17 protein-coding genes are annotated in these 18,625 nt (G+C 68.4%); 9 read left to right on the forward strand and 8 right to left on the reverse strand.

Annotated features, from left to right (window positions below; translation table 11 throughout):
* Positions 1 to 4: 4 nt before the first annotated feature.
* The 3 genes from odhB (at position 5) to ACW170_RS06970 (ending at position 2,696) form a co-directional block, all read left to right on the forward strand.
* Positions 5 to 1,513 carry a 2-oxoglutarate dehydrogenase complex dihydrolipoyllysine-residue succinyltransferase gene (gene odhB, locus ACW170_RS06960; protein ID WP_492088919.1) on the forward strand — a complete coding sequence of 503 codons (1,509 nt, stop codon included), beginning with the start codon at positions 5 to 7 and terminating at the stop codon, positions 1,511 to 1,513.
* Positions 1,514 to 1,573: 60 nt separating this feature from the next.
* Positions 1,574 to 2,197 carry a glutathione S-transferase family protein gene (locus ACW170_RS06965; protein ID WP_492088920.1) on the forward strand — a complete coding sequence of 208 codons (624 nt, stop codon included), beginning with the start codon at positions 1,574 to 1,576 and terminating at the stop codon, positions 2,195 to 2,197.
* Between the two features lie 154 nt (positions 2,198 to 2,351).
* On the forward strand, positions 2,352 to 2,696 hold the full coding sequence (locus ACW170_RS06970; protein WP_492088921.1) for a hypothetical protein: 345 nt from the start codon (positions 2,352 to 2,354) through the stop codon (positions 2,694 to 2,696).
* Here the strand turns inward: ACW170_RS06970 and prfA are convergent, their stop codons facing one another.
* Positions 2,697 to 3,764 carry a peptide chain release factor 1 gene (gene prfA / locus ACW170_RS06975; RefSeq protein ID WP_492088922.1) on the reverse strand — a complete coding sequence of 356 codons (1,068 nt, stop codon included), beginning with the start codon at positions 3,762 to 3,764 and terminating at the stop codon, positions 2,697 to 2,699. It abuts the gene before it with no gap.
* Between the two features lie 179 nt (positions 3,765 to 3,943).
* Here prfA and ACW170_RS06980 point away from each other — a divergent pair, with 179 nt between their 5' ends.
* Both ACW170_RS06980 and ACW170_RS06985 read left to right on the forward strand, forming a co-directional pair.
* The gene (locus ACW170_RS06980; RefSeq protein WP_492089150.1) at positions 3,944 to 4,384 is read left to right on the forward strand and encodes an RrF2 family transcriptional regulator; all 441 of its coding nucleotides are present in this window, start codon (positions 3,944 to 3,946) and stop codon (positions 4,382 to 4,384) included.
* Between the two features lie 33 nt (positions 4,385 to 4,417).
* Positions 4,418 to 5,194, forward strand: a complete 777-nt coding sequence (locus ACW170_RS06985) for a sulfite exporter TauE/SafE family protein (protein WP_492088923.1) — start codon at positions 4,418 to 4,420, stop codon at positions 5,192 to 5,194.
* Between the two features lie 26 nt (positions 5,195 to 5,220).
* On the opposite strand, the gene ispG is transcribed toward ACW170_RS06985, so the two are convergent.
* From ispG to ACW170_RS07005, 4 genes are all read right to left on the reverse strand, one after another.
* Positions 5,221 to 6,357 (reverse strand): flavodoxin-dependent (E)-4-hydroxy-3-methylbut-2-enyl-diphosphate synthase, encoded by a 1,137-nt coding sequence (ispG, locus tag ACW170_RS06990; protein WP_492088924.1) that lies wholly within the window; start codon positions 6,355 to 6,357, stop codon positions 5,221 to 5,223.
* Between the two features lie 50 nt (positions 6,358 to 6,407).
* Positions 6,408 to 7,520: a helix-turn-helix domain-containing protein gene (locus ACW170_RS06995; RefSeq protein WP_492088925.1), complete on the reverse strand. Its 1,113-nt coding sequence runs from the start codon at positions 7,518 to 7,520 to the stop codon at positions 6,408 to 6,410.
* 184 nt (positions 7,521 to 7,704) lie between these two features.
* Positions 7,705 to 9,963, reverse strand: a complete 2,259-nt coding sequence (gene ptsP, locus ACW170_RS07000) for a phosphoenolpyruvate--protein phosphotransferase (RefSeq protein WP_492088926.1) — start codon at positions 9,961 to 9,963, stop codon at positions 7,705 to 7,707.
* A 61-nt stretch (positions 9,964 to 10,024) separates the two neighbouring features.
* On the reverse strand, positions 10,025 to 11,314 hold the full coding sequence (locus tag ACW170_RS07005) for an aspartate kinase (protein ID WP_492088927.1): 1,290 nt from the start codon (positions 11,312 to 11,314) through the stop codon (positions 10,025 to 10,027).
* A 55-nt stretch (positions 11,315 to 11,369) separates the two neighbouring features.
* Between ACW170_RS07005 and ubiG the strand changes: the two genes are divergently transcribed.
* On the forward strand, positions 11,370 to 12,188 hold the full coding sequence (ubiG, locus tag ACW170_RS07010; protein WP_492088928.1) for a bifunctional 2-polyprenyl-6-hydroxyphenol methylase/3-demethylubiquinol 3-O-methyltransferase UbiG: 819 nt from the start codon (positions 11,370 to 11,372) through the stop codon (positions 12,186 to 12,188).
* Positions 12,189 to 12,366: 178 nt separating this feature from the next.
* On the opposite strand, the gene ACW170_RS07015 is transcribed toward ubiG, so the two are convergent.
* Together ACW170_RS07015 and ACW170_RS07020 are read right to left on the reverse strand one after the other, a co-directional pair.
* Positions 12,367 to 14,418, reverse strand: coding sequence for an OPT family oligopeptide transporter (locus ACW170_RS07015; RefSeq protein ID WP_492088929.1), 2,052 nt, complete (start codon positions 14,416 to 14,418; stop codon positions 12,367 to 12,369).
* 77 nt (positions 14,419 to 14,495) lie between these two features.
* A complete protein-coding gene (locus ACW170_RS07020; RefSeq protein WP_492088930.1) occupies positions 14,496 to 15,287 on the reverse strand; it encodes a phosphatase PAP2 family protein in 792 nt (263 codons plus the stop codon).
* A 139-nt stretch (positions 15,288 to 15,426) separates the two neighbouring features.
* Between ACW170_RS07020 and mutM the strand changes: the two genes are divergently transcribed.
* The 3 genes from mutM (at position 15,427) to ACW170_RS07035 (ending at position 18,099) form a co-directional block, all read left to right on the forward strand.
* Entirely contained in the window at positions 15,427 to 16,290 is an 864-nt protein-coding gene (gene mutM / locus ACW170_RS07025) for a bifunctional DNA-formamidopyrimidine glycosylase/DNA-(apurinic or apyrimidinic site) lyase (protein ID WP_492088931.1), read from the forward strand.
* A 67-nt stretch (positions 16,291 to 16,357) separates the two neighbouring features.
* On the forward strand, positions 16,358 to 17,143 hold the full coding sequence (locus ACW170_RS07030) for an enoyl-CoA hydratase (protein ID WP_492088932.1): 786 nt from the start codon (positions 16,358 to 16,360) through the stop codon (positions 17,141 to 17,143).
* Positions 17,144 to 17,196: 53 nt separating this feature from the next.
* Positions 17,197 to 18,099: an alpha/beta fold hydrolase gene (locus tag ACW170_RS07035; protein ID WP_492088933.1), complete on the forward strand. Its 903-nt coding sequence runs from the start codon at positions 17,197 to 17,199 to the stop codon at positions 18,097 to 18,099.
* Between the two features lie 158 nt (positions 18,100 to 18,257).
* Here ACW170_RS07035 and ACW170_RS07040 read toward each other — a convergent pair whose 3' ends face one another.
* Positions 18,258 to 18,554, reverse strand: coding sequence for an endonuclease domain-containing protein (locus tag ACW170_RS07040; RefSeq protein ID WP_492043850.1), 297 nt, complete (start codon positions 18,552 to 18,554; stop codon positions 18,258 to 18,260).
* Between the last annotated feature and the right edge of the window lie 71 nt (positions 18,555 to 18,625).

Here is an 18,625-nt window from a genome sequence, read left to right on the forward strand (position 1 = left end):
CGACATGGCCGACATCCTGACCCCCGCCCTCGGTGAATCCGTCACCGAGGCCACCATCGCGAAATGGACCAAGAAGGTCGGCGACGCGGTCAAGAAGGACGAACTGCTCGTCGAACTGGAAACCGACAAGGTGTCGCTGGAAGTCGTGGCCCCGGCCGACGGCGTCCTGGGCGCGATCAACGCCGCCGAGGGCGCCACCGTCGTGCCGGGCACCGTCCTGGGTTCGGTGACCGAGGGCGGCGCTGCTGCTGCGACCGCCGCCCCCGCTCCGGCCAAGGCCGCCAAGGCCGAGGCCAAGGCCGCTCCCGCCGAAGCCGCCGCCATCGACATCACCGTGCCGGTGATGGGCGAAAGCGTCGCCGAAGGCTCGATGGGCAAGTGGCTCAAGAAAAACGGCGAGGCCGTCAAGAAAGACGAACTGCTGGTCGAGATCGAGACCGACAAGGTCGCGGTCGAGGTGTCGGCGCCGGCTGACGGCGTCCTGACCATCGCCGCCGACGAAGGCGCGACCGTCACCCCCGGCCAGAAGATTGGTTCGGTTTCGGGTTCGGGCGTCGCTGCGGCTCCGGCCGCCGCTGCTCCGGCTGCGCCTGCCGCCGCTCCGGCCAACACCGGCTCGGCCCAGGTCGCCAAGAACGAGGCGCTGTCGCCGGCCGTTCAGCGCGTGGTGGCCGAGAACAATCTGGACCCGAAAACCATCGCCGCCACCGGGCCCAAGGGCAATATCACCAAGGCTGACGCTATCGCCGCGATCGGCGCTGCTGCTCCGGCCCCGGCTGCTGCCGCCGCCCCCTCGGCCCCGCGCGCGGTCGGTCCGCGCGAAGAGCGGGTGAAGATGACGCGCCTGCGTCAGACCATCGCCCGTCGCCTGAAGGAATCGCAGAACACGGCCGCCCAACTGACCACCTTCAACGAGGTGGACATGACGAACGTCATGGCCCTGCGCGCCCAGTACAAGGACGTGTTCGAGAAGCGCCACGGCGTGAAGCTGGGCTTCATGTCCTTCTTCACCAAGGCCGTCGTCGCGGCCCTGCACGAGATCCCGGCCGTCAACGCCGAGATCGATGGCACGGACATCATCTACAAGAACCACTATGACATCGGCGTCGCCGTCGGCACCGACAAGGGACTGGTGGTTCCGGTGCTGCGCGACGCCGACACCCTGACGCTCGCCGGCATCGAAAAGGGCATCGGCGCCCTGGGCAAGGCCGCGCGTGACGGCGACCTGACCATGGATCAGATGCAGGGCGGCACCTTCACCATCACCAACGGCGGCACCTATGGGTCGCTGATGTCGACGCCGATCCTGAACGCGCCCCAGTCGGGCATCCTGGGCATGCACAACATCGTCCAGCGCCCGATGGCCATCAACGGCGAGGTCAAGATCCGCCCGATGATGTACCTGGCCCTCAGCTATGACCACCGCATCGTGGACGGCAAGGAAGCCGTGACCTTCCTGGTCCGGATCAAAGAATTGCTGGAAGACCCGCAGCGGGCCCTGCTGGACCTGTAAGACACCTGAAAAGGCGGCGATGATCTCGCCGCCTTTTCTAATTCTCGGCGAGGCCTGAACATGCTGACGCTCTATACTGCGCCCGGATCCTGCAGCCGGGCCAGCCATATCGCGCTGGAAGAGTCCGGCCTGAACTTCGAGGTCCGGCTGGTCGATTTCGCCCGCGGCGACCAGCAGCAAACGGCGTTTCTGGCCCTCAATCCGAAGGGGCGGGTCCCGGCCCTGGCGACCGATAAGGGGATCCTGACCGAAAGCCCGGCCATCCTGACCTATATCGCCGCGCTCGCGTCGTCGGGACTGTTGGCGCCGGTCGATCCGTTCGCCTTCGCCCGGATGCAGGCCTTCAACCTCTATCTCGCCTCGACCGTCCATGTGGCCCACGCCCATGGCCGACGGGCGTCGCGCTGGAGCGACGACGCTGCGGCCCAGGCCTCGATGGCGGCCAAGGTGACGCAGAACATGCGGGACTGTTTCGCCCTGATCGAAGCGGATCTGAGCGGCGACTGGGTCATGGGCGACGCCTATACGGTCGCAGACCCCTATCTGTTCACCTTCGCGGCTTGGCTGGAAAGCGACGGCGTCGACATCGCCGAGTTCCCCAAGGTGCAGGCCCATTACGAGCGGATGGGGTTGCGTCCGGCTGTCGTTCGCGCCCTTCAGGCGGAGCAGGCGACCGCAGCCTGAAATATCATCGATTGTGTCTCGTTTGCGGCGCTCGGCTCTTTTCGGCTGACTAAGGGGTTTTCCGGTCTTACGGCCTGGCCCGGAATGACGCCTTATTCCGGCCATGGAGTGGGCAGCGCGCGCGATCGGGATTTTCTACGTCTTGGGGGGACTGATGCTTCTGTATCAGGCCTGGCTCAACTGGCGTCTGCAACGGGCCTTGGCCGGCCTCATCCCCGTGTCGTTCAACGAACAGGTCGGGGATGGGGTGATCGCCCTGGGCGGCATGTTGGTCCTGGCGTCCGGCGCGGCCCTGGCGACGCTCAGCGGCTGGGCGGTCGCGGCCTTCCTGGCCGGATGGACGATCCAGGCCCTGTATCTGCTGTGGAATGATCGCATCGTCCGCATCGCCGAGCCCGCGGCGCTGAGCTGTCGTCGCCGGTCGGTCCATGCCTTCGCCGGCTATACCGTCGTCACCGCCCTGGTGCTGTGCCTGCCCATGCTGGGGGTGCTGGGCTGATCAGCCGAACTCGGCTTCCAGGTCGGCCAGGCGAGCCGCCTGATCCTCGGCGATCAAGGCGTTCAGCAAGGGGTCGAGGTCGCCTTCCAGGATCTGGGGCAGGCTGTGCAGGGTCAGGTTGATCCGGTGATCGCTGACCCGGCCTTGCGGATAGTTGTAGGTGCGGATCCGCTCTGACCGATCGCCCGACCCGACCTGAGACTTGCGCGTGTCGGACCGGGCCAGATCCTTGGCCTGGCGTTGCATGTCGTACAGGCGCACGCGCAGATTCTTCATCGCCTTGTCGCGGTTGACGTGCTGGGACTTTTCCGACGACGTCACCATGATGCCGGTGGGCAGGTGGGTGATACGCACGGCGGAATCGGTCGTGTTGACGTGCTGACCGCCCGAGCCCGAGGCGCGGAAGGTGTCGATGCGGATGTCCTTGTCGTGAATCTCGATCTCGACGTCCTCGACCTCGGGCAGGACCGCGACCGTCGCCGCCGAGGTGTGGATACGGCCCTGAGACTCGGTCGACGGCACCCGTTGCACCCGGTGGACGCCGCTTTCGAACTTCAGTCGACCGAACACGCCCTCGCCCGTCACCGTGGCGATGATTTCCTTGTAGCCGCCGGCGTCGCCCTCGGTCGCCGAATCCAGCTCTATCCGCCAGCCGCGCGTCGAGGCGTAGCGCGAATACATGCGGAACAGGTCGCCGGCGAACAGGGCCGCCTCGTCGCCGCCGGTGCCGGCGCGGACTTCCAGCACGGCCGAGGCGTTCTCGTCGGCGTCGCGCGGGGCCAGCAGCAGGGCGACGTCGCGTTCCAGGCCCGGCAGGCGCTCGGTCAGGTCGCGCAGCTCGTCCTGGGCCATGGCTGCCATTTCGGGATCGGCGGCCATCGCCTCCAGATCGACCATCTCAGCGCGGAGACGGGCCAAGTCCTGAACCGCGTCGGCGACGGGCTTGAGCTCGGCATGTTCCTTGGACAGGCGAACGATCTCGACGCCGTCCGTCGCGGCCCCCATCCGGGCCTCCACCTCGTGGAAACGGTCGAGCACCTGATCGAGACGGGCCTGGGGCAGACGCAAGGGGAAATCCTGGAGAAAGAGAGCGCCGTCCTTAGCGCGCCGGGGGGCGTGCTGTCGATTGTCGCCTGAACCGAGGCGCGGCGCCGGGATTGTGATTTTGCATAAGGACGGCGTCAGGCGCGATCACCGGTCCCTGTCCCACGTCTTGCGTCCGGGGCGTGATCACGCGATCACGGACCATGTTGTCGAACCGGTCCCGCTATGCGCTGCGCGCCATGATCCATCTGGCCGGCCTGCCCGGCGGCGGCCCCGCCACGATCGGTGAGATCGCCGAGGCGGCGACGGCGCCGCGCAAGTTTCTCGAGGCCATATTGCTGGACCTGCGGCGTCAGGGGCTGCTGGTGTCGAAGAGGGGGAGAACCGGGGGGTACGCCCTGGCGGCGCCCGCTGCACAAATCAGTTTCGCCGATGTGATCCGGGCGCTGGAAGGGCCGCTGGCCCTGGCGCCCTGCGCGTCGCGCACCGCCCATGGACCTTGCGAAACCTGCCCGGACGTCGAAACCTGTCCGCTTCAACCCGTGCTGCAGGACGGGCGCGACGCCATTGCAGCGGTGTTCGAGGCGCGAACCCTGCTGCAAGCGGCGGTGAATTCTTCTCCTATTGACCCGCTAGGGAAATAAGCCACACCGTCACGACCAACCTCCGGGGCCGCCATGCAAGATTTCCTCGTCTTCCTCCTCGTCGGTTTCCTGGCCCAGTCGGTCGACGGCGCCCTGGGCATGGCCTACGGGGTGATTTCATCGACGGTTCTGCTGTCGTTCGGCGTGCCGCCCGCGACCGCTTCGGCCAGTGTCCACGCCGCCGAAGTCTTCACCACGGCCGCCTCCGCCGGGTCTCATGCGGTGAACAGGAATGTGAACTGGAAGCTGTTCACGCCGCTGGTCCTGGGCGGCGTCGTCGGCGGCAGCCTGGGCGCCTTCGTCCTGACCAGTGTCGACGGCGATTTGGTGAAGCCCTGGATCACCGCCTACCTGACCTTCATGGGCGGGGTCATCATCTGGCGCGCCACCCGTCAAACGCGCGAACGGATCTTTCCGCTTCGAGCGGCGGGCCCCTTGGGCCTGGTCGGCGGCTTCTTCGACGCCATCGGCGGCGGCGGCTGGGGCCCCACGGTCACCACCACGCTCGTGGGATCGGGCGGCGATCCGCGCGCCTCGATCGGCACCACCAATACGGCGGAATTCTTCGTCACCTCGGCTATTTCCGCGACCTTCCTGGCCGCCCTGCTGACCGGCCATTGGGAGCAGGCCGAAGGGATCGCCACCCACGCGGCCTCGGTCGGCGGGCTGATCCTGGGCGGCCTGATCGCCGCCCCCTTCGCCGGGGTGATCGCCCGGATCGCCCCGCGCCGGGTCCTGACCTATGGGGTCGGCGCCGTGGTGCTGCTGTCGGCGGGCTATCAGGCGCTGCGGCTGTTCGGGGTGATCTGAGGACGCCGGCAAGTCGGCTGCGCGGCCTATTCCGCCGCCTGGAGCTCCGCCGCCCGCGCTGCGTCCAGTTCGGCGGCCTTCTGTTCGACGAGGTCGACGATGTGGTCGATCATGCCGTCGTTGGCCTGTTTGTGGGCGATCTTGCCGTTCAGATAGATCATGCCGGCGCCCTTGCCTCCGCCGGTGAAGCCGATGTCGGTGTAGAGGGCCTCGCCCGGGCCGTTCACGACGCAGCCGATCACGGACAGGCTCATCGGCGTAGAAATATGGGCCAGTTTCTCTTCCAGCAGGGCCACGGTCTCGATGACGTTGAAGCCCTGACGGGCGCACGACGGGCAGGCGATGATGTTGACGCCGCGGTGGCGCAGGCCCAGCGACTTCAGGATGTCGAAGCCGACCTTGATCTCCTCGACCGGATCGGCGGCCAGGGAGACGCGGATGGTGTCGCCGATGCCGGCCCACAGCATCGAGCCCATGCCGATGGCCGACTTGATCGTGCCGGTGCGCAGCGGCCCGGCCTCGGTCACGCCCAGGTGCAGGGGGCAGTCGATGGCGTCCGCCAACTGTTGGTAGGCGGCGACGGTCAGGAAGGGGTCGGACGCCTTCACCGAGATCTTGAACTCGTGGAAGTCGTGGTCCTGCAGGATGCGGGCGTGGTTCAGGGCGCTCTCGACCATGGCGTCGGGGCAGGGCTCGCCGTATTTCTCCAGCAGTTCCTTTTCCAGTGACCCGGCGTTGACGCCGATCCGCATCGAACAGCCGTGGTCCTTGGCGGCCTGGATCACGTCGCGGACGCGGTCGGGGCTGCCGATATTGCCCGGATTGATCCGCAGGCAGGCGGCGCCCGCCTGGGCCGCCTCGATGCCGCGCTTGTAGTGGAAATGGATGTCGGCGACCAAGGGAACCTTGGCCTCGCGGGCGATGGTCTTGAAGGCCTCGGTCGATTCCACGTCGGGGCAGGAGACGCGGACGATGTCGGCCCCGGCCTCTTCGAGCTGGCGGATCTGGTCGATCGTCGCCCCCGCGTCGGACGTCGGCGTATTGGTCATCGACTGGACGCTGATCGGGGCGTCGCCGCCCACCAGGACGGAGCCGACGCGGATCTGGCGGCTCTTGCGACGCTCGATATGGCGCCAGGGTCGGACGTGGGTGTGATCGCTCATGGAAGGGTCATATAGGCCGATGATGACGGCGGGACCACGGGGCGCGACGATCAGTTTGTCGTGGCGGCGCCGGCGAGGGGCGTGACAGGCGGGACCGCCTGTTGGGCCTGAGTTTGAACCTGGGCCGCCCGGTCAGCCTGAATCTGCAGCTGACGGCGCGCCTGCTCGTCCGCCACCTGACGGGCGGCGTCCTCGGCGCGGCGGTTCAGTTGCGTCAGGGGCGTGACGACGGCCGGCAGGACGCCGCCGTGTTCGCCGTTCAGATAGACGTCGAAGGCCGCCGGATCCGACACGTCGATGACGGCGCTGAGGGCCAGGGGCGCGCGCCAGGCTTCGCCTGCCGCCATCTGGCGCGCGAACAGGGCCTGGCCGTCGGCGAGACGCACCACCAGGGCGCCGGCCTTCTTGGCCTGGATCACCACCTGGGAGGCGGTGGCGGGCGCGCCATAGACGGCGCCGCGGGGGTTGAAGGCCTTTTGCACCGGGGCGTTGTTCGCCGCCGCCGCCGCCGCTGCGATCACTTCCGGGTCATTGGGGTCGATCCCGGTCAGCTGCGCCTCGAGGCCGGGGGTGATATAGAGGGCCGGCGTGGTCTGGTCGGGCGGCGCGGCGCGGGGCGCGCTGAGGTCGATCAGTCCGTCCTGGCCGGGCACGGCGCCGAGGGACCAGTTTTCGGGCACAGTGGCGATGTCTGACGGCTCGGGCGCCCGCATCAGATTGACGCGCTGGAAGATGTTCCAGCCGACGACGGCCAGGGCCACCACGGCGATCCCGGCGATGATGCGCGGCGAATAGCGTTTGACGTCCTCGAAGGCCACGCCGATCGGCGCTTTCAACGGCGCCGAGGTGTCGGGGCTTTCGCGCTTGAACCGCTCGACGGCTAGCTGTTCGTCCAGGCCCAGCGCCGCCGCATAGCCGCGCACATAGCCGATGGCGAAGACGCGGGACGGCAGGGACGACCAGTCGTTCTGTTCCAAAGCGATCAGGAAACGGGTGTGGACCTTGGTCTCGGCGGCCAAATCGGCCAGGGACTTGCCCGACTGCTCGCGCGCGCGGCGCAGGCCGTCGCCCAGAGTCGCGGACTCCGCGATGGAGGGCGTGACGTCCTTCCAGTCGGGATGTGCCTTGAACTCTTCGGGGGCGTTCCCCGCATCCAGCGCCATGACGCCTGACCCCACACTCGGAACGGCCTGAATCCGCTCCGTACTCGAAACGGACCTGTCGGTTAGCATGTCTTCGTGACCGGACGCGCCTCCCCCCGGAGTCCGTCCTGATGCGTCCTGTGGATAAACCATAATCCCTGTCCCATCAACGGCGATTCCCTGAACGGGACGCGCGCGGCGATCGTCAGACAGCGACGTTCAACTTTCGCGCCAGGGATTCGATCTCGTTACGGACGGAGCCGGTGGACAGGTTCAGCAGATTGTTCAGCCCACGTCGGGCGGCCGTCAGGTCGGCGGACAGGATCATCCGCTTGACCGGGCCGACGCCGCCGGCTGGGGCCGACAGGCGGGTGAAGCCCAGGGTGATCAGGGCGAAGGCCTCCAGCGGGCGGCCCGCCAGCTCGCCGCAGATCGACACGGGGGTGCCGGTGTCGGCGCAGGCCTTCTGGATCGACTGCAGGGCGCGCAGGGTCGGGGGCGACAGGGGGTCGTAGCGATCCGAGACCAGAGGATTGGTCCGGTCGGCGGCGTACATGTACTGGAACAGGTCGTTGGTCCCGATCGAGACGAAGTCGGTCAGCGGCAACAGCGCGTCCAGATGCCACAGCAGCGACGGGCATTCGACCATGGCCCCGACCCGCAGCAGGGCGGGCAGGGCGCGGCCGCGTCGCTTGGCCCAGGCGCATTCGACGTCGACCAGTTCGCGCGCGGCCCGGAACTCGTCCACCGTGGCGATCATCGGGAACATGACGCGCAGCTCGCGGCCCGCCGCCGCCGTCAGCAGGGCGCGCAGTTGCATCCGTAACAGGGACGGCCGGTCCAGGCCCAGGCGGATGGCGCGACGGCCCAGGGCGGGGTTCTCCTCCCGCTCGGCCTCCAGATAGGGCAGGACCTTGTCGCCGCCGATGTCCAGGGTGCGGAAGGTGACGGGCCGGTCGCCGGCGGCGTCCAGCACCAGCTTGTACAGGGCTGTCTGGGCGTCCAGACGGGGCAGCTCGTCCGAGACCATGAACTGGAATTCGGTGCGGAACAGGCCGATGCCCTCGGCCCCCGTCTCGTTCAGGTTCTCCAGGTCCACCGCCAGCCCGGCGTTGGTCAGGATGGTGATGCGCTGGCCGTCCAGGGTGATGGCAGGGGTGTCGCGCAGCTGGGCGAACTGGACCTGGCGTTGATCGCGCACGGCCATCCGCGACTGGACCGCCTCGATCATGTCGGGGCGGGGCCGCAGATAGGCCTCGCCCGCCTCGCCGTCGGCGATGACGATGTCGCCTTCGGACAGCCGGTCGCGCAGGCCCATCAGACGGCCGACGCAGGGAATCTGTAGCGCGCGGGCGACGATGGCGGCGTGGCTGGCGGCCGAGCCTTCTTCCAGCAGCAGGCCCTTCAGCTTGTCGCGCGGGTATTCCAGCAGGTCGGCCGGACCCAGGTTGCGGGCGACCAGAATGGCGTCGTCGGGCAGTTCGCGCTCGCCCGGCTTGTCGCCCGCCAGCACCCGCAGCAGCCGGTTGGCCAGGTCTTCGAAATCGTGCAGCCGTTCGCGGATATAGGGGTCGCGGGCCTGGGCGAACCGGGCGCGGTGTTCGTTCCGGACGCGGTCCACCGCCGCCTCGGCGGTCAGGCCGTTGCGGACCGCCTCTTCCAGCGACCGGTTCCAGCCCCGGTCGTCGGCGAACATGCGATAGGTCTCCAGCACCTCGAACGAGGGGCCGGCCAGGCCCTGGCCCTTGTCCAGCATGGCGTCCAGGCCGGTCTTCAGCGAGGCCAGGGCCAGCTTCAGCCGGGCCTCTTCCATCGCCGGGTCTTCGGCCAGCAGTTTCTCAGGCGGCAGAGGCGCTTCGTGCAGGACCACCCGCCCGACCGCCAGGCCGTCGCCGAACTTCTGGCCCTTCAGACGCTCCGGACGATGAGGCGCCAGTTCGACGTCGCGCAGCTCGTCCTGTTCCAGCAACTCGCCGGAGGACACCGTCTCGGACAGGACCATGGCGATGGTCTGGATGTCCTCGACCTCCTCCTCGTCATAGCGCCGCTCGGTGCGGTTCTGGACGACCAGGACGCCGATGGCCCGGCCGCCGCGCAGCAGGGGGGCGCCGAGGAAGGCGTGATAGGGGTCTTCGCCCGTTTCCGGCCGGTAGGAGAAGGACGGATGCGACGGCGCGTCCGACAGGCTGATCGGCTGGGCCATGCGCGCCACTTCGCCGACCAGACCCTCGCCGGGACGCAGGCGGGTGTTGTGGACGGCGTCGGGGTTTAGGCCCTCGGTGGCGAACAGCTCCAGCTCGCCCGAGGCGCGGCGCAGATAGATGGAGCAGACCTCGGCGACCATGGACCGGGCGATGATCCGCACCACCATGTTCAGGCGATCCTGCGCCGGGGTCGCGCCCGCGCCGGCCCCGCCCAGAGCCTCGCGGATCTGGCGCAGGAGGACCCGAGGTCCTCTGGTCATCGCGCCGCCTGCCGGCATCATGGCTCCCGCGCTGTGGCGCCGAGGCGCCGGTTCAAATCACCTATATCGCGTCCAGGCCATAAGCCGAATGCAATGCGCGTACGGCCAGTTCGGCGTACGCCGCGTCGATCAGGACGCTGATCTTGATTTCCGAGGTCGAGATGGCCTGGAACTTGACCCCCTTGTCGGCCAGGGCCTTGAACATGGTCTGGGCCACGCCGGCGTGGCTGCGCATGCCGACTCCGACGACGGACACCTTGGCGACGTCCTCGTCAATGCGGATCTCCTCGAAGCCCAGCTGATCCTGGCCGGCCGTCATCAGCTCGGCGGCGCGTACGGCGTCGCGGCGGCCGGTGGTGAAGGTCAGGTTGACCGTATTGGCGGTGCGGGCCTGGCTCTGGACGATCATGTCCACATTGACGTTGGCCTCGGCCAGGCGGGTGAAGACGTCGGCGGGGGCGTCCACGCGGTCGGACAGGCCCAGCAGGGTGATGCGGGCTTCGTCACGGCTCATGGTCACACCGGACACGATGCGCTTTTCCAAGATCTCCTCCTCGTCGCAGATCAGGGTTCCGCCCTTGTCGGGCATTTGGCCGGATTCGTCCGGTTCGATGAAGCTGGACAGAACCCGCACTGGCACCTGCTTGGCCATGGCGAGTTCGACCGAACGGGTTTGCAGCACCTTGGCCCCCAGCGAGGCCATTTCCAGCATCTCCTCGTAGGAGACCTTGGCCAGGCGGCGCGCGCGGCTCTCGATGCGGGGGTCGGTCGTATAGACGCCGTCCACGTCGGTGTAGATGTCGCAGGGGCAGGACAGGGCCGCCGCAACGGCGACCGCCGAGGTGTCGGAGCCGCCCCGGCCCAGGGTGGTGATCTTGCCCTCGGGCGTCACGCCCTGGAAACCGGGGACGATGGCGATCTCGCCGGCGTCGACGGCGGCGCCCAGTTTGTCGCCGGGAATGTCGATGATCCGGGCGCGGGCGTGGGCGTCGTCGGTGACGATCGGCACTTGCCAGCCCATCCACGACCGGGCGTTCAGCCCCATGTTGCGCAGGGTGATGGCCAGGAGCCCGGCCGTCACCTGTTCGCCCGAGGCGACCACGACGTCATATTCGTCGTCGCTGAGCGGCAGGCCCGCGGCGGCCGGGCCGGCGCCGTCGGTCCAGGCGACCAGTTCGTTGGTCTTGCCGGCCATGGCGGAGACCACGACGGCGATCTTCTTGCCCGAGGCGGCCTCGGCGGCGACGATCCGCGCCGCGCGCCGGATTCGTTCGAGGTCGCCCATCGAAGTGCCGCCGAACTTCATCACCAGTCGCGTGGTGTCGGATCGTGAAGAATCGGGCCGCGTCATCGTGGCGTTCCGCCCCCTGCTTGCGTGAAAGGGCGCGAAGGTTCATCCCTCGCGCATGACCGCTTCTAGCGACGCCGCACCGTCTCGCCTACCCCGCGAAGGGCATGGTTTTCCGCAAAATTCGTCCGAGGCCGCGTTCGGCGCATCGATCGACCCGGCCGACGTGGCCCGCTTCTCGGCCCAGGCGGCCGAATGGTGGGACGCGCACGGGCCGTTCGCCCCGCTGCACCGGTTCAATCCGGCGCGGCTGGCTTTGATCCGCGAGCAGCTTTGTACCCGTCAGGGACGCGATCCGAAGGCGCGTCGCCCGTTCGAGGGGCTGACGCTTCTGGACGTCGGCTGTGGCGGCGGGCTGATCGCCGAGCCGATGCGGCGGATGGGCTTCATCGTCACGGCCATCGACGCCTCGTCCGAAAATATCGGCACGGCGCGGGCCCATGCCGAGATGGTCGGGCTGGACATCGCCTATCGCGCCGCCACGGTCGAACAGATTGAGGCGGAAGGGGCGGGGCCGTTCGACGTTGTCTTGACCATGGAGGTGATCGAACATGTCGCCGACCCGGAAGCCTTCGTGCGCGCCTGCTCGCGCCTGGTCCGGCCGGACGGGGTGATGATGGTCGCCACCCTGAATCGCACCCTGAAGTCCCTGGCCCTGGGCAAGGTGGCGGCGGAATATATTCTGCGCTGGGTGCCGGCGGGCACGCACGACTGGCGCCAGTTCCTGAAGCCCGACGAGATCCGGGCGATGCTGGCCCAGGAGGCTGTGACGGTCGAGGGACCATACGGCCTGAACTACGACCCGCTGACCGACCGCTGGAGCCAGAGCGACGACGCGGGGATCAACTATATGATGGTGGCCACGCGGGCGGCCTAGCGGTTCTCCCTCCCCCTGCGGGGGAGGGGCGTCGCGCAGCGACGGGGTTGGGGGCGGCCAGGCACGGGCGCACCGATCAGAACTTGGCTTGATTTGCGATGTGTCGCCCTGCCGCTCCCACCCGGCTCCGGCTACGCCTCCGCCCCCCTCCCCCGCAGGGGGAGGGAGAATGTCAGAGTCACACCGCCTTGGCGCGGCTGCGGGTCCAGGCGTAGAGGCCGAACACCGCGACGGCGAAACTGATGATCCCCGCCAGCATGGCCGGCCAGGTCGAACCCTCGGGCAGCATGGCGAACGGCGCATCGTCTCGCGTCGCCACGATCACCCCGGCGGTGAAGACGCCGAACAGGCTCTCGCCGACGATCAGGCCCGAGGCCAGCAGCACGCCCATGCGGCGCGCCACGTCGGCGTAACGGGTGCTCGATACGGCCTTGTCGTAGATCCAGCCGCAGACGGCGCCGATGACTAGCATCGTCGTGACGGCGGCGGGCAGGTAGAAGCCGATGCCGACGGCGAGCGGCGGCAGCTTGACCTTGCCGTTCGTGGCCTTCGACACGACGGCGTCCAGCACGATGATGATCACGCCGATCACCGCGCCCAGGCCGATCAGGTCCCAGCGCAGATCGCCGCCGATGACGCCGCGCGCCAGGGCCGAAATCAGGGTGGCCTGGGGCGCGGCCAGGGTCTTGGCGCCCTCGACGATGGCGGGCGGGCCGCCTTCGAAGCCGAAGGCCTGGTTCAACAGGTTCAGGATCAGCGGAATGACGATGGCGCCGGCGCCGACGCCGACGATCAGGGCGACCTGCTGGCGCCAGGGCGTGGCCTCGACCAGTTGGCCGGTCTTCAGGTCCTGAAGATTGTCATTGGCGATGACGGCGACGGCGAAGACCACAGCGGTCACGATCAGGGCGAAGGCGATGATCGACGGATCGGCCGGAACCCCCGCGATGGCCATGACGCCCAGCATCAGCAGCGAGGCGATGACCACGGCCAGGATGCCGACGCCCGAGACCGGGCTGTTCGACGAGCCGATCAGGCCGGCCATATAGCCGCAGATGGCGGCGACGGCGAAACCGATCAGGACAACATAGACCAGGCCGCCGATGACCAGCAGCGGGGTCGATCCCGCCAGGGCCGGGGCGCTCTGGGCGAACCAGGCCAGCAGGCCGGCGATGCCGATCAGGCAGACGACCGAAATCCCGCCGACCAGTTTGATGGGCAGATCCTGTTCGGTGCGTTCCAGCACCTCGCCATGGGCGCGCTTGGCGTTGGCGGCCAGGGCCGAGGTCAGGCCGCCGATCAAGGGACCGGCCAGTTTGACCAGGGTCCAGATGGCGGCGACGCCGATGACGCCGGCGCCCATGAAGCGGACCTCGCGGCTCCAGACGGTCGCCGCCAGCTCCTCGGCCGGCGCGCCGGCGGGCAGGGTTGAGGCGATGGAGGGGATGCCGTGCGCCGTCAGCCAGGCCACGGTGTCAGGGCTGGTCAGGATCGGCACGGCGATGGCCCAGGCCAGGATCAGGCCGAACAGCTGGGCCAGACCCACGGTCAGGCCGATCAGATGGCCCGCGCCCAGAAGCGCGAACTGCATGCCGAAGCCCATGCCGGTGGCGCCGCCGCCCAAGGCGGCCGGAAGCTTGAAGAAGCGCGCCGCCTCGCCGGCGAAGACGCGACCCGCGACCAGCAGGGCGTAGCCGGCCGAAACCACGGCGCCGGCCACCACGATCCACAGGCCGGACTTGTTCTCGCGCACCGCGCTTTCGGTCTGTTCGGCGCCGCGCGAGCCGACCTTCAGCACCTCGGCGGCGGCGACGCCCTCGGGGTAGGGCAGGCCGCCGTTGGTCACCAGGGCGCGGCGCAACGGGATGGAGAAGGTCACCCCCAGCACGCCGCCCAGGATGCAGATGGCCACCGACTGCCAGAAGGGAAACTCCAGCCACCAGCCGATCATCACCAGGCCCGGTAGGACGAAGATGATCGAACTCATGGCCCCGCCGACCGAGGCCACAGTCTGGACGGTCATGTTTTCCCAGATGGTCGAGGTGCGGAAGGCCCGCAGCACCGCCATCGAGATCACCGCCGCCGGAATGGCCGAGGCGAAGGTCAGGCCGACCAGCAGGCCCAGATAGGTGTTGGCGGCGGTGAAGATCACCGCCAGCAGACAGCCCAGGACCAGGGCGCGAAGGGTCAGTTCAAGCCGGCCTTTAGGCGCAGCGACGGCGTCAGTCATCGAAATCGGTTCCCACGTTCGACGCGGACGTAAGCCCATAACGCCGCCTGCGGCAACCGGTCACGCCCAGACAACGCTCAGGCGGGCACGGGCTGGAGCTGTCGGAACCGCCGCCGCGCCCGGCGCACCAGACCGGGGGAGGCCACGGTGACCCGGTACACCCCGACCATGACCAGGGCCGTCAGGGCCCAGGACAGCAGGATATCCGACAGGAAATGCCCGCCGAAGGCCAGTCGGTTCATCGACAGGGCGAAGGCGTAGACGAGGCCGAGCGGCAGGACGACCGGCCGCCATTTCGCCGGCGTCAGCACCAGCAGCACCCCGACCATCCAGGCCGCGCTGGAGCCCTCGCCCGAAACGAAGGAGCAGTTGGACTGGCAGCCGTCGCTGATCACCCAGACGGGGGTGAAGACGGCCTCGCCGCCGAACTGGTCGATATGGACCGGGCGGGGGCGCCCCCACAGGCCCTTGAGCAGGGTGTTCACGACCAGACCCGGCCCGAGCGTCAGGGCGGCCAGGACGAAGACGGTCCGCCGCGCGGTCGCGCCGACGGAACGCCGACGCAGTGCGCGCCAGGCAAGCCGTCCGATCACGCCGAGCAGCAGCAGGGCCAGCACCAGAGTCGAGCTCTTGCGTAACGCCTTCAGCAAGGGATTGTCGGCGAGGAAGAAGCCGGCTTCAGGTCGATAGAATAGGCGGCTGACGGCGATGTCGACGCCAGGGAAGACCAGGAAATAGACGCTGATCGCCAGAACGGCTGTCGCCGCCAGGATCGCGGCGTCGTCGCGCGAGAAGCCGATAGACCGGACCAACTCGCGCAGGCGTGCGACGCGCGAAGGCGGCGTATGGATGATGACGGACTGAGACACATTCCCCCCGGACTGCTCAAGACGGCAATGACATGCCGGGGTGTCGTTCCCACGTCGGTACGAACAATGTTTTCCTAACATCCGGACGGGGGCGGACGATCTGCTTGGCGCACGCTCCGGGACGGGCTAGGACCGCCCCATGCCTGAACTTCCCGAGGTCGAAACCGTCCGCCGCGGTCTGACGCCAGTGCTGGCGGGTGCGCGTCTGTCGCGGGTGCGGATCAACCGGCCCGACTTGCGTTTTCCGTTCCCGGACCAATTCGTCGAGCGGCTTGACGGGGCGACGGTAGAGCGGGTCGATCGCCGCGCCAAATATCTGCTGGTGCCCCTGTCCACCGGCGAGACCTGGATCACCCATCTGGGCATGACCGGCCGCTTCACCCTGGATGGGAGCCAACTGGGCGAGTTCGAGGAGGCGGCGCCCATCGCCGGCAAGCACGAGCATTTCAGCGGCTGCGCCGTGCGCGACGGCGCCGCGACCCGCATCGGCTACGCCGACGCCCGCCGATTCGGCTTTATGGGCCTGATCCGCACCGACCAGGTCGAGGCCCATCCCTGGTTCGCCGGCCTGGGGCCCGAGCCGCTGGGCAACGGCTTTTCCGGCGCGCATCTGGTCGAGGCCTTCGCCGGCAAGACACAGAACATCAAGGTCTCCCTGCTGGACCAGCGCATCGTCGCCGGCCTGGGCAATATCTATGTCTGCGAGGCGCTTTACCGCGCCCGGATCTCGCCCCTGGTGGCGGCCGGATCGCTGTCGAAGGCGCGGCTGGAGACCCTGGCTTCGGTGGTCCGCGACGTGTTGAACGACGCCATCGCCGCCGGCGGCTCGACCCTGAAGGACTTCGCCAACGCCGAGGGCGGCCAGGGCTATTTCCAGCACCGGTTCGACGTCTACGGCCGCGAGGGCGAGGCGTGTCGGGGGGAGGGCTGCACGGGAACGGTCGCGCGCATCGTCCAGGGCGGACGTTCGACCTTCTATTGCCCGTCCTGTCAGAAGCGCTGAGGCGACCGGCCGTCATGACGAACGGCCGCCGATCCTCTATGACCGGCGTCAACAGAGGAGACCGCCCATGGCCGACGCCTATTCCACCCTGCTGATTGAACGCCATGCCGACGGCTATGCGGTCGTGACCCTGAACCGGCCCGAGGCGCTGAACGCCCTGAACTCGACCCTGTTCGGCGAACTGGCGGCCTTCCTGGATACGGTCGAGACCGACGACAGCGTGCGCTGCCTGATCCTGACCGGCTCGGCCAAGGCCTTCGCCGCCGGCGCCGACATCAAGGAGATGGCGGACCAGTCCTACGCAGACATGTTCAAGGGCAATTTCTTCGCCCTGGGCCATGACCGGATCACGCGTTTCCGCAAGCCGATCATCGCGGCCGTGTCGGGCTACGCCCTGGGCGGCGGCTGCGAACTGGCCATGTTGTGCGATTTCATCATCGCCTCCGAGACCGCCAAGTTCGGGCAGCCCGAGATCAATCTGGGCGTGGCGCCCGGCATCGGCGGTTCGCAGCGGCTGACCCGACTGGTCGGCAAGTCCAAGGCCATGGACATGATCCTGACCGCCCGGATGATGGATGCGGCCGAGGCCGAGCGCGCCGGCCTGGTCAGCCGCGTCGTCGCCCCCGAGGCCCTGCTGGACGAAGCCCGCGCCGCCGCCGCCAAGATCGCTGCCCAGAGCCCGTTGGCGGTGATGATGAACAAGGAAATGGTCAATGTCGCGCTGGAGACCAGCCTGAGCGAAGGCGTCCGCTTCGAACGCCGCCTGTTCCACTCCCTGTTCGCCTTCGAAGACCAGAAGGAGGGCATGTCCGCCTTCGTCGACAAGCGCAAGCCGGACTTCAAGGGGCGATGACTAACGGTCGCGGCCGTCAACCGATCGCCGTGATCGGGCGTTAGGAGCGGGTCATGCGCCGTCTTCTTGCTCCGCTTTTCGCGATCCTGTTCGTCGTCCTGCCCGGCGTCGCCGCCGCCCGGACACCAGTATCGGCGTCTCTCGCCCCGGCCTTCCGTTCCGACAGGATCATCGTCGAGACGCGGGGCGCGGGGCCGGACATCGTCTTCATTCCGGGCCTGGGCTCAACCGGGGCCGCCTGGCGATCGACGGCGGACAAGTTGGAGGGCCGGTATCGGGTCCATCTGGTCACCATCCGGGGCTTCGGCCAGACGGACATCGGCGCCAACGCCGGCGGCGCTTTGGCCGCGCCCGCCGCCCTGGAGATCGAACGCTATATCCGCGAGCAGCGGCTTTCGCGCCCCGCCCTGATCGGCCATTCGCTGGGCGGCCAGATCGCGCTGCGGGTCGCGGCGGACATGCGGGACCGGATCGGCCGGGTGATGGTGGTCGACTCCGCGCCCTTCTTTCCGGCCCTGGTCGATTCCCGCGTCACCGCCCGCGAGGTCGAGCCCCTGGCGCGGCTGGGTTATCAGGCCCTGATGCTGTTCGGGGACCAGGCGCTGAAGGGCCAGGTTTCGGCCCTGGGCGGGGACCTCGGGCTTGCCGGCGACATGGTGTTCGACGGCCTGGGCCTGCAGGGCGGCGACAGGCGGGTGCTAGCCCAGGGGCTGTACGAAGCCCTGACGGTCGATCTGCGCCAACGGCTGCGCGATGTCACCGCCCCGGTCACGGTGGTCTATGGCTGGACGCCGGACACAAACAATCCGCGTAACCGGCTGGAGGGCCTGTACCGCTACGGCTTCTCCAACCTGCGCCGCCCCGCGCGGTTCGTCCGCATCGAAGGCGCCGACCACCAGGTGATGATCGACCAGCCGGCACGGTTTCAGGCGGCGGTGGAGCGGTTCTTGGGGTGAGCCCCGACCTTCCCCCGCTTGCGGGGGAAGTGTCAGGCCGTGGCGCGCAGCGACACGCCTGACGATGGGGGAAGTCTTCCTTTGAGCGACACTCCCCTCTCCGACCCTGGTTCGCTTCGCGAACGCCGGGCCACCTCTCCCGCAAGCGGGAGAGGGTCTTAGCGGCTGCGGGCCTCGCGATGGATATGGTCGGTGACGGCGGTCAGGTCGTTCAGGACGTCGCGGGCCGGAATCCGCAGGGTGCGTATGCCCTGCTCCAGCAAGAAGGCGTCGCGCCGGGCGTCTTGAGCGCCTCGCCCTTCATGACTTTCGCCGTCGATCTCGACCGCCAGTCGGGCGCCGGCGCAATAGAAGTCGAGCACATAGGGGGCGATCGGATGCTGGCGGCGGAACTTCAGCCCGCCCAATTTCTCGCCCCGCAGCGCCTGCCATAGCTGGACCTCGGGCAAGCTCATCTCCCGGCGCAGATCGCGCGCCTTGTCGATGATGTCGGACGGACGACCCTCTTCTGACGCCAGACCCTTCG

This window comes from Brevundimonas sp. FV2ps16 (assembly GCF_058681075.1).

Excerpts from the sequence above, each read along its gene's own strand:
- ACW170_RS07035 (WP_492088933.1), top strand. The coding sequence starts at position 17,197 with ATGCGCCGTCTTCTTGCTCCGCTTTTCGCGATCCTGTTCGTCGTCCTG.
- ACW170_RS07040 (WP_492043850.1), bottom strand. The coding sequence starts at position 18,554 with ATGAGCTTGCCCGAGGTCCAGCTATGGCAGGCGCTGCGGGGCGAGAAA.
- ACW170_RS06985 (WP_492088923.1), top strand. The coding sequence starts at position 4,418 with ATGCAAGATTTCCTCGTCTTCCTCCTCGTCGGTTTCCTGGCCCAGTCG.
- ACW170_RS06965 (WP_492088920.1), top strand. The coding sequence starts at position 1,574 with ATGCTGACGCTCTATACTGCGCCCGGATCCTGCAGCCGGGCCAGCCAT.
- ACW170_RS06970 (WP_492088921.1), top strand. The coding sequence starts at position 2,352 with ATGCTTCTGTATCAGGCCTGGCTCAACTGGCGTCTGCAACGGGCCTTG.
- ACW170_RS07030 (WP_492088932.1), top strand. The coding sequence starts at position 16,358 with ATGGCCGACGCCTATTCCACCCTGCTGATTGAACGCCATGCCGACGGC.
- mutM (WP_492088931.1), top strand. The coding sequence starts at position 15,427 with ATGCCTGAACTTCCCGAGGTCGAAACCGTCCGCCGCGGTCTGACGCCA.
- ACW170_RS06995 (WP_492088925.1), bottom strand. The coding sequence starts at position 7,520 with ATGGCGCTGGATGCGGGGAACGCCCCCGAAGAGTTCAAGGCACATCCC.
- ACW170_RS07015 (WP_492088929.1), bottom strand. The coding sequence starts at position 14,418 with ATGACTGACGCCGTCGCTGCGCCTAAAGGCCGGCTTGAACTGACCCTT.
- odhB (WP_492088919.1), top strand. The coding sequence starts at position 5 with ATGGCCGACATCCTGACCCCCGCCCTCGGTGAATCCGTCACCGAGGCC.
- ptsP (WP_492088926.1), bottom strand. The coding sequence starts at position 9,963 with ATGACCAGAGGACCTCGGGTCCTCCTGCGCCAGATCCGCGAGGCTCTG.
- ubiG (WP_492088928.1), top strand. The coding sequence starts at position 11,370 with ATGACCGCTTCTAGCGACGCCGCACCGTCTCGCCTACCCCGCGAAGGG.
- ACW170_RS07005 (WP_492088927.1), bottom strand. The coding sequence starts at position 11,314 with ATGACGCGGCCCGATTCTTCACGATCCGACACCACGCGACTGGTGATG.
- ispG (WP_492088924.1), bottom strand. The coding sequence starts at position 6,357 with ATGAGCGATCACACCCACGTCCGACCCTGGCGCCATATCGAGCGTCGC.
- ACW170_RS06980 (WP_492089150.1), top strand. The coding sequence starts at position 3,944 with ATGTTGTCGAACCGGTCCCGCTATGCGCTGCGCGCCATGATCCATCTG.